This is a genomic window from Mesorhizobium sp. B2-7-2 (assembly GCF_006440775.1).
GTDB lineage: Bacteria > Pseudomonadota > Alphaproteobacteria > Rhizobiales > Rhizobiaceae > Mesorhizobium.
This window is the reverse complement of record NZ_VFTZ01000027.1, coordinates 23,922-39,455: the sequence shown is the minus strand read 5'-3', so window position 1 is coordinate 39,455 and position 15,534 is coordinate 23,922. Positions and strand designations below refer to the sequence as shown.

General features: G+C 63.3%; 12 protein-coding genes. 8 read left to right on the top strand and 4 right to left on the bottom strand.

The window, feature by feature from the left end; all coding sequences use genetic code 11:
• The first annotated feature begins 882 nt into the window (after window positions 1-882).
• Entirely contained in the window at window positions 883-1,065 is a 183-nt protein-coding gene (locus tag FJ425_RS27005; RefSeq protein WP_140545337.1) for a DUF768 domain-containing protein, read from the top strand.
• A gap of 104 nt (window positions 1,066-1,169) precedes the next feature.
• On the opposite strand, the gene FJ425_RS27000 is transcribed toward FJ425_RS27005, so the two are convergent.
• Window positions 1,170-2,501, bottom strand: a complete 1,332-nt coding sequence (locus tag FJ425_RS27000; RefSeq protein ID WP_140727267.1) for a UDP-glucose/GDP-mannose dehydrogenase family protein — start codon at window positions 2,499-2,501, stop codon at window positions 1,170-1,172.
• Between the two features lie 1,165 nt (window positions 2,502-3,666).
• The gene (locus FJ425_RS26995; protein WP_140727265.1) at window positions 3,667-4,452 is read right to left on the bottom strand and encodes a glucose 1-dehydrogenase; all 786 of its coding nucleotides are present in this window, start codon (window positions 4,450-4,452) and stop codon (window positions 3,667-3,669) included.
• 168 nt (window positions 4,453-4,620) lie between these two features.
• Between FJ425_RS26995 and uxuA the strand changes: the two genes are divergently transcribed.
• The 4 genes from uxuA (at window position 4,621) to FJ425_RS26970 (ending at window position 9,670) form a co-directional block, all read left to right on the top strand.
• Window positions 4,621-5,805: a mannonate dehydratase gene (uxuA, locus tag FJ425_RS26985; RefSeq protein WP_140727263.1), complete on the top strand. Its 1,185-nt coding sequence runs from the start codon at window positions 4,621-4,623 to the stop codon at window positions 5,803-5,805.
• A 279-nt stretch (window positions 5,806-6,084) separates the two neighbouring features.
• On the top strand, window positions 6,085-7,125 hold the full coding sequence (locus FJ425_RS26980) for a proline racemase family protein (RefSeq protein WP_140630561.1): 1,041 nt from the start codon (window positions 6,085-6,087) through the stop codon (window positions 7,123-7,125).
• Between the two features lie 222 nt (window positions 7,126-7,347).
• Window positions 7,348-8,340: a cell division protein FtsZ gene (gene ftsZ, locus FJ425_RS26975; protein WP_095769817.1), complete on the top strand. Its 993-nt coding sequence runs from the start codon at window positions 7,348-7,350 to the stop codon at window positions 8,338-8,340.
• A gap of 268 nt (window positions 8,341-8,608) precedes the next feature.
• Window positions 8,609-9,670, top strand: a complete 1,062-nt coding sequence (locus FJ425_RS26970; RefSeq protein ID WP_140630563.1) for a maleylacetate reductase — start codon at window positions 8,609-8,611, stop codon at window positions 9,668-9,670.
• A 35-nt stretch (window positions 9,671-9,705) separates the two neighbouring features.
• Here FJ425_RS26970 and FJ425_RS26965 read toward each other — a convergent pair whose 3' ends face one another.
• On the bottom strand, window positions 9,706-11,202 hold the full coding sequence (locus tag FJ425_RS26965) for an aldehyde dehydrogenase family protein (RefSeq protein WP_140727261.1): 1,497 nt from the start codon (window positions 11,200-11,202) through the stop codon (window positions 9,706-9,708).
• A 216-nt stretch (window positions 11,203-11,418) separates the two neighbouring features.
• Here FJ425_RS26965 and fghA point away from each other — a divergent pair, with 216 nt between their 5' ends.
• Complete coding sequence (gene fghA, locus FJ425_RS26960; RefSeq protein ID WP_140727259.1) at window positions 11,419-12,252, top strand: S-formylglutathione hydrolase; 834 nt, start codon at window positions 11,419-11,421, stop codon at window positions 12,250-12,252.
• On the opposite strand, the gene FJ425_RS26955 is transcribed toward fghA, so the two are convergent.
• Window positions 12,209-13,366: an NAD(P)/FAD-dependent oxidoreductase gene (locus FJ425_RS26955; RefSeq protein WP_140727256.1), complete on the bottom strand. Its 1,158-nt coding sequence runs from the start codon at window positions 13,364-13,366 to the stop codon at window positions 12,209-12,211. The genes fghA and FJ425_RS26955 overlap by 44 nt on opposite strands.
• Before the next feature lie 197 nt (window positions 13,367-13,563).
• Between FJ425_RS26955 and FJ425_RS26950 the strand changes: the two genes are divergently transcribed.
• Together FJ425_RS26950 and FJ425_RS26945 are read left to right on the top strand one after the other, a co-directional pair.
• Complete coding sequence (locus FJ425_RS26950; protein WP_140727253.1) at window positions 13,564-14,940, top strand: aspartate aminotransferase family protein; 1,377 nt, start codon at window positions 13,564-13,566, stop codon at window positions 14,938-14,940.
• A 140-nt stretch (window positions 14,941-15,080) separates the two neighbouring features.
• Entirely contained in the window at window positions 15,081-15,533 is a 453-nt protein-coding gene (locus FJ425_RS26945) for a DUF2231 domain-containing protein (protein WP_140630578.1), read from the top strand.
• Window position 15,534 lies beyond the last annotated feature (1 nt).

The following is a 15,534-nucleotide window of genomic DNA, read 5'->3' as shown; positions in this document are numbered from 1 at the left end:
TTGCCAAAAGGCACGTCGCGCTCAGCGGTTCGGTACACGATATCCACTGAAAAAAGTTTTGAAGATAGTTACAGCGCGCAACGCGCGATCAACTCGGTTGCTGTCCTTCGGACGGTCTTTTGGAAATACCGCAGTCTATATGACCGGCTATACGACCGGTTTTGCATCGACGGCACTTAGCGAGTTCCGCCGGCAGCGGACCCGATCATCCGCATGTGAAGAGGTTCACCTAGCCAGGCGTTTAGTTGAGCTATGTTCGAGAGGAGAGTCGCAACGGTTTGGGGAACACGGCGTCTGGAGCAGCTGGTGGCAGCGGCTAGCCGCTGGGCCTAGCCAGCAAGGTTTTCGCAATCTCGCCAGAACGAACATATCCGTTCGGACCAATTGTGGGTGAAACATGCGAACGAACCATGTGGGTATCTGAATTTGCGAACGACGGCATCTGCTACCCCGTGCGTGCTCTCGGGGTGGCAGGTGTGCAAGCTGGCGCGGAGATATTTGTGGAAGAAACGGCTGTCGACAATCACTTCACCCTACCAGGGGACTGTCACTTGGAACGAGGAAGCCGCCTTCTAGCAGGTCCAGAGCGTCCAGCGCTTCTTCGACCCGCAAATGCGCCAAAGGAATTCCGTCAACGAGCAAAACTTTTTGGTCGCCTACGTCGTAGACTTCCCAAAGCCTGTCCATTCCCCGTCGGATGGCGTGCCGTCTTTCCATGCGCGGACAATATGAGCCATATGCGAGTTTGAATAGGGAACGATCCCCGCGGTGACAAATTATAGCGTGGATAAACTGGTCAAGCTTGATTGCGCTTAGTCATGGATACAACCCTGGAATGGTTTTACAGTGAGTGAACGAGGCCTGAAATTCCTACAGGAGTGGATGGATAGCAATCTGCCGCATCATTCATCATCTGACACAATCTTAGCGCAAGAGCTTGCAAGGCGATTAACCAGCGACGCAAAAAACGCTGGAATTCGATCAGAAGAGATTTCGGAGGAGGTCGGCAGCATCTTCTCAACGATGCTCGAGGCGCTTGGAAATAGGGATCCCGTGCCGGATTGAGAGCAGAACGCGGGCTGCGCAACCGAAGAAGCGCTCCGGCCACAATGATAGGAACTACAGCTGCCCTGTCGGATATGTTGAAGTAAGATGTCTATTTGGCGCCCTCATGCCGCCATCCTGCCGATCGAGAAGTATTCGATGCCGTAGCGCGCGATCACCTTGGGATCGTAGAGATTGCGGCCGTCGAAGATGACCGGCGTGGTCAGCGCGTCCTTGAGCGCGTCGAAGGACGGCGCGCGGAAGCTCTTCCATTCGGTGCAGATCAAAAGCGCGTCGGCGCCGCGCAGCGCCGCCTCCTTGGTGCCGCACAAAAGCAGATCCTCGCGCAGGCCGTAGATCGCCTGGCACTCCTGCATCGCCTCGGGATCGTAGGCCTGCACCTTGGCGCCGGCCGCCCACAACGCTTCCATCAGCGTGCGCGCCGGCGCCTCGCGCATGTCGTCGGTGTTGGGCTTGAAGGCCAGCCCCCAGACGGCGAAGGTCTTGTCCCTGAGCGCGCCCTTGAAATAGTGGTTGACCTTGTCGAACAGGACCGACTTCTGCGCATTGTTGCGCTCCTCGACGGCGCGCAGCAATTTGGCGTCGAACTTGACGCCCTCGGCGGTCTTGATCAGCGCGCGCACGTCCTTCGGGAAGCACGAGCCGCCATAGCCGAGGCCGGGATAGATGAAGTGGTAGCCGATGCGCGGATCCGAGCCGATGCCCTTGCGCACCTCCTCGATGTCGGCGCCCAGCTGCTCGGCGAGATTGGCCATCTCGTTCATGAAGCTGATCTTGGTCGCCAGCATGCAGTTGGCGGCATATTTGGTGAATTCGGCGCTGCGCACGTCCATCACGATCATCTTCTCGTGGTTGCGGTTGAACGGCGCGTAGAGCTCGCGCATCACCATCTCGGTGTCCTCGCTGGAGGTGCCGACGATGATGCGGTCCGGCTTCATGCAATCGGCGACCGCCGAGCCTTCCTTGAGGAATTCGGGGTTCGAGGCGACGTCGAAGGCGAGATCCTCGCGGCCGCGCTTCTTCAGCGTTTCGGCGATCCTGGCCTTCACCTTCTCGCAAGTGCCGACCGGCACGGTCGACTTGCCGACGACGATCTTGACGCTGTCCATCTCACGGCCGATGGTCTCGGCGACGGCCAGCACATATTTCAGATCGGCCGAGCCATCCTCGCCGGGCGGCGTGCCGACCGCGATCATCTGGATCTGGCCATGCCTGACCGCCGCTGCCGCGTCGGTGGTGAAGCGGATGCGGCCGGCCGCGTGGTTTTCCCTGACGAGGGCCTCCAGGCCCGGTTCGAAAATCGGCACCAAGCCCTGGTTGAGCCGCTCCACCTTCTTCTCGTCGATATCGACGCACACCACCTCATGGCCGACCTCGGCCAGCACAGCGGCCTGGACGAGACCGACATAGCCAATCCCAAACACCGTCAAATTCATTTGGTTCTATTCCTGTCAAAGGCCGGGCCGCGGTCCGGTAAGCTGGATATGCCGAAAAGGTGGGCTGTTCGACAACACTCCCGCGTCATATCCGCTCTTAGGACGCTGCCGACCAGAGCGGCCCGACAGTCCGCCGTTTTGGGGTGGATCGGGATGAACCGCCGGGCCTAACCGACTTTAAAAAAGTCGGCTGGCGGCCTCTATATCAACTCTGGCTAATGGTTACGCCCTTTGAACGAAGGACGTCGGGCAGCTCCTCTACTGCTGGGAGTGCTGCACCATCAGGAGAGGCAATGCTTCCCGTGATTAAAATTCGGCGTAACAAAGAGCCCGTGACCGAAGCCGACGGGCAGCTACTGGGTGCCCAGGAATGCGCAATCTGGCAACGTGTGCGGCAGGCGATTTGGCAACGAGGGAGAGCCTGCGCTGTTGCGCGAACAGCTGTGCCTTGTCCGTCAGTCGGACCCTGCGTGAGACCAACGTCTTACCCGGCAACTCATAGGTCCCGGCCACGAAACATCTTCCAGAGAAGTCCATTGGTGGGTGCTGGCGAGCATAGTCTCTTCATTGCCAGTTCGTGGATGCCCACCATCACCTGAGATTGGGGGATCTGCATCAATCGGGGGTGTTTTGATTGCCGATCCCAGAGAGCTTAAATCACGAATATCTCAGATTTGATTGTCCAAGATGCCAGCATCCAATCATCCGGAAGGGCTCATGGTTCAAGGTCATTGCCACTTTCAGATGCCCCCAATGCAACACGACGCTGCGGCTGGGATATCCTGAAAAGTTACGCATTTTCGAGACTCACAGGCATCTAACAGACGGACCGCCAAATTGATGATTTAAAAAACCGCCGGCCGGAGCCAGCGGGTGAAGTCGGTTGGCATCGGGCCGGCGGCGCCGGCTCGCGGCCTGATCCGACAGTCGGGGTGCAGCAACAACAACGCTGGCGCCGGACAAACCCACTGTTGCGGTTTTGCCGTTCTCGATTCCAAGCGACAAATCCTGAACAGGAGGGCCGGGCCGCGGACCTGAGCAGGTCGGCCGCAGCCCGTCACATGATGCCGAAGGTCTTGTAGGCATCCACAGCGCTCATCCCCTGGCGGGGCAAATCGGAAATTGAGTCAGCGACTCCCGGTAAAGCCAAGCCCGATCTTCATGGTCATTTCACACCGATGCCGGCGGTCAAGCCGCCGTCTATCTTGTAGTCCGCGCCGGTGCAGAAGCCGGCCTTGGAAGAGCACAGAAAGGCGATCAGCTCCGCCACTTCCTCGGGCTCGCCGATGCGGCCGAGGGGATGGGCCGCGCCGAAGCGCCTGTAGGCTTCCTCGACATCGGCATCGCTGCCGTTGTCGCCGCGCGCGGCCTTCTCGAGGATCGGCGTGCGGATCGAGCCGGGGCTGACCGAATTGACCCGGATGCCTGCGGCCGCATAGTCGAGCGCCAGCGAACGCGTCAGCGTATGGATGGCGCCCTTGGTGGTGGCATAGGCGGCGACGTTTTGCTGGCAGGCGAAACCCTGCACCGAGGCGACATTGACGATCGCGCCGCCACCGCGCTTGATCATTTCCGGAATGCCGAAACGGGCGGTCAGATAGATCGAGCCGACATTGACCGTCATGGCCTTGTTCCAGGTTTCCCAGTCGGTCGTCGTCGCGGTTCCATAGGGATGGACCGCCGCCGAATTGACGATCACGTCGAGGCCGCCGAAACGCTCGACGCCCGCCGCGACGGCGTCTCGGACCCGGTCCGGCACGGAGACGTCGGTGTCCACGACCAGCGCGCCGGCCCCGGAGCTTTCCAACTGCGCTCGCATCGCGGCATTGGCCGAACGGTCGATGCCGCAGGCGACGATCGTAGCGCCCCCCGCGGCCAGGCGCCTGGCGGTTGCGAGACCGATCCCGGTCGTTCCGGTCACCAGCGCGACCTTGCCGTCAAAATCCTTCATTGCTGAACTCCTTTGGTCACGTCTCGGAAGCCGGCTTTTCCGGCAGGAGGCGCAGGGCGAAATCGAGATGGCGGCTCATCGGATAGGCGCAAGCCAGCCTGTCGCGCGCGTATTTGACTCGCATTGTGGTCCAACAATAAGTTGCGCACCTCACAGAGGAAAGCGGCAATGGAACAGTGCTGGCGCTGGTATGGCCCGGACGATCCGGTAACACTCGATCATGTCAAGCAGGCGGGTGCGACAGGCGTGGTCTCGGCCCTGCACGACATCTATGACGGGCGTGTCTGGCCGGTGGAAAACATCCTCGAGCGCAAGCGCATCATCGAGGCGGCGGGGCTGACCTGGTCTGTGGTCGAGAGCATTCCGGTCCACAACTCGATCAAGATCGGTTCGCCGGAGCGGCTCCGCTATGTCGGTTTCTACAAGGACACGATCCGCGCCCTGGCGAAGGCCGGCATCGCGACGATCTGCTACAATTTCATGCCGGTCGTCGACTGGACGCGGACGGATCTGGCCTACCGCTTGCCGACGACGGGTTACGCGCTGCGCTTCGATGCGATCGATTTCGCGGCTTACGATCTGTTCGTGCTGAAGCGCCGGAATGCCGAAGCCGGCTACACGCCTGCGCGCATCGCCGAGGCGCAAGCGCGGCTGAAGGAGCTCGGCGACGAGAAGATCGACAGGATCGAGCGCAATCTCATCGCCGGCTTGCCCGCCACCGAGCGCGCCTACAACCGCGACAGCTTTCGCGAGGCCCTGGCTGACTATGATGCAATCGGGCCGAAGGAGTTGCGCGACAACCTCGCCTGGTTCCTGCGCGAGATCATTCCGGCGGCCGAAGAGGCAGGGGTGCGCATGTGCATCCACCCCGACGATCCGCCATTCTCGCTCTACGGCCTGCCGCGCATCGTCTCGACCGCCGAGGATGCGCGCTTCATCCTCAAAGTCGTCGACAGCCCGGCCAATGGCCTGACCTTCTGCACCGGCTCCTACGGCACGCGCGCCGACAACGACATCGTCGCCATGGTCAAGGAGTTCGCCGAGCGCATCCATTTCGTCCATTTGCGCAACGTCACCATCGAGGATGACGGCTCGTTCCACGAGGCCGAGCATCTCGAAGGCGGCACCGACATGGCGCACGTCATCCTCGCGCTGATGCAGGAGGAGGCGCGCCGTCGCAGGGAAGGCCGCGCCGACTGGCGCATTCCGATGCGGCCTGACCATGGGCATCTGCTCGCCGACGACATCGGCAAGACAAGGATCAATCCGGGCTATTCGCTGATCGGCCGGCTCAAGGGCCTCGCCGAACTGCGCGGCATCATGCGCGCCGTCGAGCGGTTCGGACTGGCTTGACTTCCAGACGGGCTGGCCTTCGCTGCCGAGGGCTCGCTGCAGACCCATGCTACGAGCCGAGCCGCATCTGTCGCTGGCGAAAGGGCAGAGGTCTCGAGGTGCCGATCGGAGATCCGGCGACTACGCTGGCAAAAAACATAATGGCGCCGCCAAGGGGCGATGGGTATCCTTCGGGCCCATCGGCAGGCAGGCTCAAGCGCGCGCGTCAGGCCGGGGTTGCGGCGCCGATCCGCCGGAACATGAAACAGGCCGATAGTCGCGGCGGACGGGGAGAAAGCAATGCGCACCAGAACCAGCATCCGCGTCGTCGGCTGCCACGCCGAGGGCGAGATCGGCGACGTTATCGTGGGAGGCGTGCTGCCGCCCGCAGGTCGCACGATGATGGAAAAGATGATCACGATGGAACGCGATCACGACCATATAAGGCGCATGCTGATCTGTGAGCCGCGCGGCAGCGTTGCCCGCCATGTCAATCTGCTGTTGCCATCGACGCGCGAGGATTGCGCCGCAGGCGCCATTATCATGGAACCGACGGAATATCCGCCGATGTCCGGCTCCAACACGATCTGCGTGGCCACGGTGCTGCTCGAGACCGGCATGGTGCCGATGCAGGAACCCGTGACGCGCTTCAAGCTCGATATGCCCGGAGGCGTCATCGAGGTGCGCGCCGAATGCAGCGACGGCAAATGCCTGTCGATCACGCTGCGCAATGCTCCCGCCTTCGCCGAGCGCCTCGACGCCGATATCGAGGTGGAAGGGCTCGGCACGATCAAGGCCGATATCGCCTATGGCGGCATGTTCTACGCGATTGTCGATGCGCCGGCGCTCGGCTTCTCGGTCACGCCCGACGAGGCGCGCGACTTGGCCGTCGTCGGCGAGAAAGTCCGCCGCGCGGCGCGCGAGCAGCTCGATGTCGTGCATCCGCAGTTCGACAATGTGCGCGGCGTGTCCATCGTGCAGTTCGCCATGCCGTTCCAAGGACCGGGCAACGTCACGCGCAACACCTGCATCGTCTCGCCAGGTCGCTCGGACCGCAGCCCGACGGGAACCGGCACCTCGGCCCGCATGGCTGTGCTGCAGGCGCGGGGCCAGATGAATGAAGGCGAGGTGCTGATCCATGAATCGATCATCGGCTCGCGCTTCACCGGCAAGATCCTCGAACTCACCGAAGTCGCGGGGCGCAAGGCGATCGTGCCGCAGATAACGGGCAGGGCCTGGATCACAGGAGAGCACAATTATTACCTCGATCCGACCGATCCCTATCCGCAAGGCTACGTGCTGTCGGACACCTGGGGCACCTCCACTTCGGTGACGCAATAGAATTTTCTGCAGCGACGCCGGCTCGGATCATCCGAGCGTCTGGACGCTTTTCCGGCTCCTGGCCGGGGCGTTTGCGCTTGCAGAATGTCAGCGGACCTTGCAGGGAGGCGCCTGCTCTGATTCCCTACGGTTGGTGGGGATCGCCTGATTCGTGTGCTCGTTGCTCCGGTTCCGCATGATCGTGCGGCGGAGCCACGGGCGCCTCGGTAGAAAGATGAGAAAATGACCGCCAAGCCGGAAATCCTGGAGATGAGACCCAAGATCACCGTTGTCGGGGTCGGCGGCGCCGGCGGCAACGCCGTCAACAACATGATCGCCGAAGGGCTGCAGGGCGTCGAGTTCGTCGTCGCCAACACCGACGCGCAGGCGCTCACCATGTCGAAGTCGTCGCGGCTGATCCAGCTGGGCGCGCACGTGACCGAGGGCCTCGGCGCAGGATCGCTGCCCCAGGTCGGCAGTGCCGCCGCGGAGGAATCCATCGACGAGATCATGGATCACCTGGCGGGAACGCATATGTGCTTCATCACCGCCGGCATGGGCGGCGGCACGGGGACCGGTGCTGCGCCGGTGATTGCGCGTGCCGCGCGCGATGCCGGCATTTTGACGGTGGCCGTGGTCACCAAGCCTTTCGTGTTCGAAGGCAAGCGCAGGACCCAGGCGGCCGAGGAAGGCATAGAACGGCTGCGCGAGAGCGCCGACACGGTGATCGTCATCCCGAATCAGAACCTCTTCAGGGTCGCCGACGCCAGGACCACATTCGCCGACGCCTTCGCCATGGCGGACCGCGTTCTCTACGCGGGTGTCGGCTGCATCACGGACCTGATCGTCAAGGAAGGCCTGATCAATCTCGATTTCGCCGACGTGAAGTCGGTGATGCGCGACATGGGCCGGGCGATGATGGGAACCGGCGAGGCCTCCGGGGAGGGGCGCGCCAAGATCGCGGCCGAGGCGGCGATCGCCAATCCGCTGCTCGATGAAGCCTCCATGTCCGGCGCCAGGGGCCTGCTCGTATCGATCTGCGGCGGCATGGACATGACGCTGTTCGAGGTCGATGAAGCCGCGACACGGATAAGGGAAGAAGTCGACGCCGATGCCGACATCATCGTCGGCGCCATCTTCGACCACGCACTGGCGGGAAAGTTCCGCGTATCCGTCGTCGCGACCGGTCTGCGCAAGAGCGCGGACATCGCACAGTTCGAGCAGCGGATCGCCTGAGACCACGGCGATCTCGCGGCTGCGCTTGTTCCCGACGGCACGACGCAATCGGTCGATATCCGCTTCCGGCCGCGAACAATCCCGGACCGTGCACGCTGTAGGTGCGCGCCTCTTCGTCGCAAGCCGTCACGACGGCATCCGGCTGGCGTCTGTCCATATTGGACACTAATTGACCGATCCGTTCAATGCCGCCAATGTCTGGCAAAGCGTCGGCATCAATCCCTTCCTGCTGCGTGTTGACAATCGCGGCTGACGGAGGAGAGGCTCGATGAAAAGCTTCGTCTATAACGGCCAGCCGGCACGCGTCGTCTTCGGATCTGGCACCATCGCAAGATTGCCGGAGGAGATCGACCGGCTGGGGCTGAAACGCGTGCTCGTGCTGGCAACGCCGCCGCGCGAGGCCGATGTCCGGCGTCTTGCCGGATCGCTGGGCGGCACCGCGGCCGGCGTCTATGCCAAGGCGACGATGCATACGCCGGTGTCGGTGACCGAGGACGCGCTGCGGGTCGTGAAGGAACTCCAGGCCGACGGGCTGGTTGCGGTCGGCGGCGGCTCCACGACGGGCCTCGCCAAGGCGATCGCCTTGCGCACCGACCTGCCGCAGATCGTGATACCCACGACCTATGCCGGCTCGGAAATGACGCCGATTCTCGGCGAGACGAAGGATGGCGTGAAAATCACCCAATCGAGCCCGAAGGTGCTGCCGGAAGTGGTCATCTACGACGTCGACCTGACGATGACGCTTCCTGCTTCCTTGTCGGGAACGAGCGGCATGAACGCCATCGCCCATGCGGTCGAGGCGCTCTATGCCAGGGAAAGCAACCCGCTGATAAACCTGATGGCCGTTGAGGCCATCGGCGCGTTGGTGAGCGCCTTGCCGGTCATCGCCGGGAGCCCGCATGACCGTGGTGCGCGCTCCGAGGCGCTCTACGGCGTCTGGCTCTGCGGCATCTGCCTTGGCTCGGTCGGCATGGCGCTGCACCACAAGCTCTGCCACACGCTCGGCGGCAGTTTCGACCTGCCGCATGCGGAGACCCATGCGATCGTGCTGCCGCATGCGCTGGCCTATAACGCGCCCGCCGTTCCGGCCGTCATGGAAACCCTGCGGGCCGTGCTGAAGGCGGACGATCCTGCCATGGCTCTCTACGATTTTGCGGGCAGGATCGGCGCCAGGCGCGCTCTATCTGAGATAGGCATGCCGCCCGACGGGATCGACATCGCGACGGACCGCGCGCTGGCCAATCCCTACTGGAACCCGCGGGCGCTGGAGCGGGAACCGATCCGGGCTCTTATCGCGCGCGCCTATGCCGGCGAGCCGCCGCAGGCCTGAGAAACCGAGCGTCGCAGGCCGGTCGCACCTGAATATCAGTCGGTCTGGATCCAAATCGCCTTCGTCTCCAGATATTCGTGCAGGTGCTCGACGCCGCCTTCGCGGCCGTAACCGGACATCTTCATGCCGCCGAACGGCACCGCCGGGTCGATGGCGTGATACATGTTGACCCAGACCGAGCCGGCCTTGACTCGACGTGCGAGCTTGTGCGCGGCGCCGAGACTGGTGGTGAAAATCCCAGCCGCCAAACCGTAAGGCGTCGCGTTGGCGCGCGCGACAACCTCATCCAGCGTATCGAAGGGCATGGCCGAGATGACCGGCCCGAAAATCTCTTCCCGCGCGATCGTCATCTTGTCCGACACCGCGCCGAAGACGGTCGGCGCGATGAAGTTGCCGCCGTCATAGAGCTCGCCCGTCAGCCTTGAGCCGCCGGCGACCAGCCGGGCACCTTCGTCGCTGCCCGCCTTGATGTAGCCTTCCACCTTGCCGGCCTGCCTTGCATTGATCAGCGGCCCGATTTCCGTCTCCGCCTCGATGCCGTGGCCGATGCGCAGCTTGCCGGCGAACTCGGCGACCCGGCGCACGAACTCGTCATGGATCTCGCGCGCCACGAACAGGCGCGAGCCGGCGATGCAGATCTGACCGGAATGCACGAACACCGCCATCGCCGCGACCGGCACGGCCTTGTCGATATCGGCGTCGCGGCAGACGATGATCGGCGACTTGCCGCCGAGCTCCAGCGAGACGCGCTTGAGGTTGGCGACGCCGGCGCGGGCGATCGCCTGGCCGGTCAGCGTCGAGCCGGTGAAGACGATCTTGTTGACGTCCGGGTGCTCTGCAAGCCGCGCGCCGGCCTCGGCGCCGGTCCCGGTGACGATGTTGACGACGCCGTCGGGGACGCCGGCCTCCTGCATCAGCCGCGCGATCAAGAGCGGCGTCAGCGAGGCATCCTCGGACGGTTTCAGCACGATGGTGCAGCCGGTAGCCAGAGCCGGCGCGATCTTCCAGATCGAGGCGGCGGTGGGCGCATTCCAGGGAATGATCGCGCCGACGACGCCGACTGGCTCGCGCCGGGTGAAGGTGACGATCTCGCCGGGGATGGAATTGTCGATCGTCTCGCCATGCAGCGCGGTCGCCATGCCGCCATAGAAGCGCAGCATGCCGATGACCCGGCGCCGGTTGGCCAGCGTGCGGGTGATCGGCAACCCCATGTCGAGCGTGTCGGAGACGCTGAGCTCTTCCCAATGCTTCTCGAAGAGGTCGGCGATCCGCAGAAGCACGCATTGCCGTTCGTAAGGCGAGAATTTCGACCATGGGCCCTCGAAGGCCGCTCGCGCCGCGGCCACCGCAGCGTCGATATCGGCGGCTCCGCCGCGCGGCACCGTCGCCAGCACTTCGCCGGTTGCCGGGTTCAGCGCCTGCATCTGCTGGCCGGATTGCGCCGAGACCCACTTGCCGCCGATGAACATCGGCCGGAATTCGCCATGGTAGAGCGTCGCGGCCTTCGCCCTCGGGTCGAAGTTCAGCGTCATTGTCTCCTCCTCATGAATTCCGACGCGACTATTACTCCCGCTGGCGGCGACCTCAAACAAGGAAAGCCAAAAGGGCGTTCAGATAATCGGACGTGCAACGCGCGTCTTTCCCGATGTTTCCGGCAACGGAGGAACAGATATGCAAGGCGCAAGGTTGCGCGAGCCCCCAGGTGGCGGTTATGCCAGATCGAGATTTGCTGACGAAAGGCAGAACCGATGAAGGTCGTTTCCATCTCCAAATCGCATGGCGGAATCCAGGGCGTCTATTCGCACGCTTCCGAAGTCTGTGCCTGCGACATGACCTTTGCGGTCTTCGTGCCGCCGCAGGCCAAGGACGGGCGGCTCCCGGTCCTGTGGTATCTGTCCGGCCTTACCTGCACGCACGCAAATGTCATGGACAAGGGCGAGTACCGGCGTCTGGCGTCCGAGCTCGGACTGGTCGTCGTGTGCCCCGACACCAGCCCGCGCGGACCCGACGTTCCGGACGAAAAGGACAATTGGCAGTTCGGCTGCGGCGCCGGCTTCTACCTCGATGCGACGCAAGAGCCTTATGCGAAGAACTACCGCATGTATTCCTATATCGCCGAGGAATTGCCGGCGCTCGTTGCCGCCAATTTTCCGGTCGACATGTCACGCCAGGCCATCTTCGGCCATTCGATGGGCGGACACGGCGCGCTGACGATCGCGCTCAAGAATCCCGAGCGCTACCGGAGCTGCTCGGCCTTCGCACCGATCGTGCAGCCGTCGACGGCCGGCTGGTCGCGGCCGGCCTTCGAAAAATATCTCGGAGCGGACGAAAAGAACTGGCGCGCCTATGATGCGACACTGCTGATCGAGGACGGCAAGCGATTTCCGGAATTCCTCGTTGACCAGGGCACCGCTGACGGCTTCCTGCCGGATGGCCTGCGCCCATGGCTGCTCGAAGAGGCCTGCAAGAAGGCAGGCATCGACCTCACCCTGCGCATGCAGGAAGGCTACGACCATTCCTACAACTTCATCTCGACCTTCATGGACGATCATCTGAAGTGGCATGCCCGTCGCCTCGGGTGATTTTCGGCATCAGGACGCGCGCCACGTGGTCGGCGATCGCCAGGCTGGAGGTCAGGCCGGGACTTTCGATGCCGAACAGGTTGACCAGGCCCTCGATGCCATGCGTCGCGGCACCCTGGATCACGAAGTCGCCGTTGGCGTCGCCCGGGCCTGACAGTTTCGGCCGAATGCCGCTATAGGCTGCCTGCAGGCTGTCGTCGGCCAGATCGGGCCAGTATTTGCGGATTTCGGCATAGAAGCGCTCGCCGCGTGCCGGATCGACGCGATAGTCGATCGTGTCCGTCCACTCGACGTCGGGTCCGAAACGGGCAGTGCCGGCAAGGTCGAGGGTCAGATGGACGCCGAGGCCGCCAGGCTCGGGCACGGGATAGACCAGATGTGAAAACGGCGCCCGCCCGGCAATCGAGAAATAATTGCCCTTGGCGTAGCGAAGCGCCGGCAGGAATTGCCGGCCGAAGCCTTCGATCGAGCCGGCAAGCGCGACCGCGCCGAGACCGGCCGCGTTGATGAGACGCGGTGCGGCGATCTCGAACTCTGCGCCGCTCGCGCAATCCATCGTCCGCAGAACGATGCGGCCGGCCTCGACGCGGCCGGAAACGATGCGGGTGTTGAGCGAGAGCATTGCGCCGCTCTCCTCGGCATCGCCGAGCAGGGCAAGCATCAGCCCGTGGCTGTCGACAATGCCGGTCGAGGGCGAGAGTAGTGCTGCGGTGCAATGCAGCGCCGGCTCCAGCGCTTGCGCCTCCTGGGCGGTCAGGAAGCGCAGGTCATCGACACCGCAGGCGTCGGCGTTGGCGCGAATGGCGGCCAGCACCGGTTCCTGCGTCTCGTCGGTCGCAACAATCAGCTTGCCGCAGCGGCGATGAGGGACCGAATGGTCGGCGCAGTAGCGATAGAGCATATCGCGCCCCGCTACGCAGAGCCGGGCTTTCAGCGAACCCTGCGGGTAATAGATGCCGGCGTGGATGACTTCGGAATTGCGCGAGCTCGTTTCGGTGCCGATGGCGTCTGCCGCTTCGACGATCAGGGTATCGAGGCCAAGTGCCGCCAATTTGCGCGCAATCGCCAGACCGATCACGCCGGCGCCCGCGATGATGCAATCGACCTGTTCCATGTCCTGATCCCTGCTGCGCCCATTGCCGAGACAGGCCGAGGCGTATTGGCGCTATCGATCCCGACATCGCGGCTCTTGCGATCAGCCAGCGCGATGAGGCATCAACCGCCACAATGCAAGGCGGAATCTTCGGACTTCTCGATCAGAGGAGCTGTCCTATTTCCGTTTTTGCACGCCTGCACACAGGAGCCACCACGATGGACGCCACACCGAATTCGCCTGAAGCCCGCGACATCCGCTATCACATGCATGGCTATACCAACGCTCGCAGGCACCAGGAAACCGGTCCGCTGATCATCGAAAAGGGCGACGGCATCTATGTCGAGGACATTGCCGGCAACCGCTACATCGAGGCGATGGCGGGCCTGTGGAGCGTCGCCGTCGGCTTTTCGGAAAAGCGGCTGGTCGAAGCGGCGACAAGACAGATGTCGAAGCTGCCCTTTTATCACGACTTCGGCTCCAAGGCGCATTCGCCGCTGATCGATCTCGCGGAGAAGCTGGTGCAGATGGCGCCGGCGCCGATGAGCAAGGCCTATTTCACCAATTCCGGCTCGGAGGCCAACGACACCGCGATCAAGATGATCTGGTATCGATCGAACGCGCTTGGGCAGCCGGCGCGCAAGAAGGTCATCAGCCGCAAGCGCGGCTATCATGGCGTCACCATCGCCTCGGCGAGCCTGACCGGCCTGCCCAACAACCATCTCTCCTTCGACCTGCCGATCGCCAACATCCTGCACACCTCGACGCCGCATCACTGGCGCGACGCCGAGCCCGGCGAGAGCGAGGAGCAGTTCTCCGCACGGCTCGCCGACGAGCTGGAAAAGCTCATCCTTGCCGAGGGACCCGAAACGATCGCGGCCTTCATCGGCGAGCCGATCATGGGCGCCGGCGGCGTCGTCGTTCCGCCTGCCGGCTATTGGGAAAAGATCCAGGCGGTGCTGTCGAGATACGGCGTCCTGCTGGTGGCCGACGAGGTTATCTGCGGCTTCGGCCGCACCGGCGAGATGTTCGGTTCGCACACCTTCGGCATCAAGCCAGACATCATGGTGCTGTCGAAGCAGATTTCCTCGTCGTACCTGCCGATCTCGGCGCTGCTGATCAACGATCGTGTGTTCGAGCCGATCGCGGACGAGAGCGACCGCATCGGCACCTTCGGCCACGGCTTCACCGGCGGCGGTCATCCGGTCGCAGCCGCCGTGGCGCTGGAGAACATCAAGCTGATCGAGGAGCGCGACCTGGTCGGCAATGCGCGCAAGGTCGGCGCGCATCTGCAGGCGCGACTGCGCCAACTCGCCTCGCATCCGCTGGTGGGCGAGGTGCGCGGCGTCGGTCTCATCGCCGCCGTCGAGCTCGTCGCCGACAAGGCAACCAAGGCTCCTTGGGGCAAGCCGGCAGCGCTCGGCGCGCTGGTCAACGGCTTCTTACAGCAGAACGGCGTCATCTCGCGCAATATGGGCGACGCGATCGCCTTCTGTCCGCCGCTGATCATCACCGAGGCGCAGGTCGACGCCTTGGTCGATGCGTTCGAGCGCTCGCTCGACGAGGCGATACCGCAGGTCCACCCGCGGAGTTGACGAGGCCGCGAGAGCCTGGCCGGCAGTAGCCTCGGCTGACAAACGGACGTTCACCTTCCGGTGAGCGCGAGAAATTCCGGCGGAACATTCGCCTTTTTGCGCTGTTACATCAAAGCTGCAGCGCGGAAAGGAGCTTCCGCATGGAAAATCCGCAATCCACGGCAAGCATTGCCGGCCATCCCATCCACCCCATGCTTGTCACCATCCCGATCGCCTGTTTCGTCGGGACCTTGCTCACCGATATCGCCTACTGGCGGACTGCGGAAATGACTTGGGCCAATTTCTCGGCCTGGCTCCTGACCGTGGGTGTCATTGTCGCCATCTTGGCCGCCATTGCAGGGCTTACCGACTTTCTTGGAGACCGCAGGATACGCGCTCAGCCGACTGCATGGCTGCACATGGGGGGTAACGCCGCCGTGCTCGTGCTGTCCTTCTTCAACATGCTCGTCCACACGCGCGACGCCTGGACATCCGTGGTGCCGACCGGGCTGATCTTGTCGGCGCTGGTGGTGATCATCCTGATCTTCACCGGCTGGCTCGGCTGGGCTCTGGTCTATCGCCATCATGTAGGAGTGGCCGATGAGGCGACTTGAC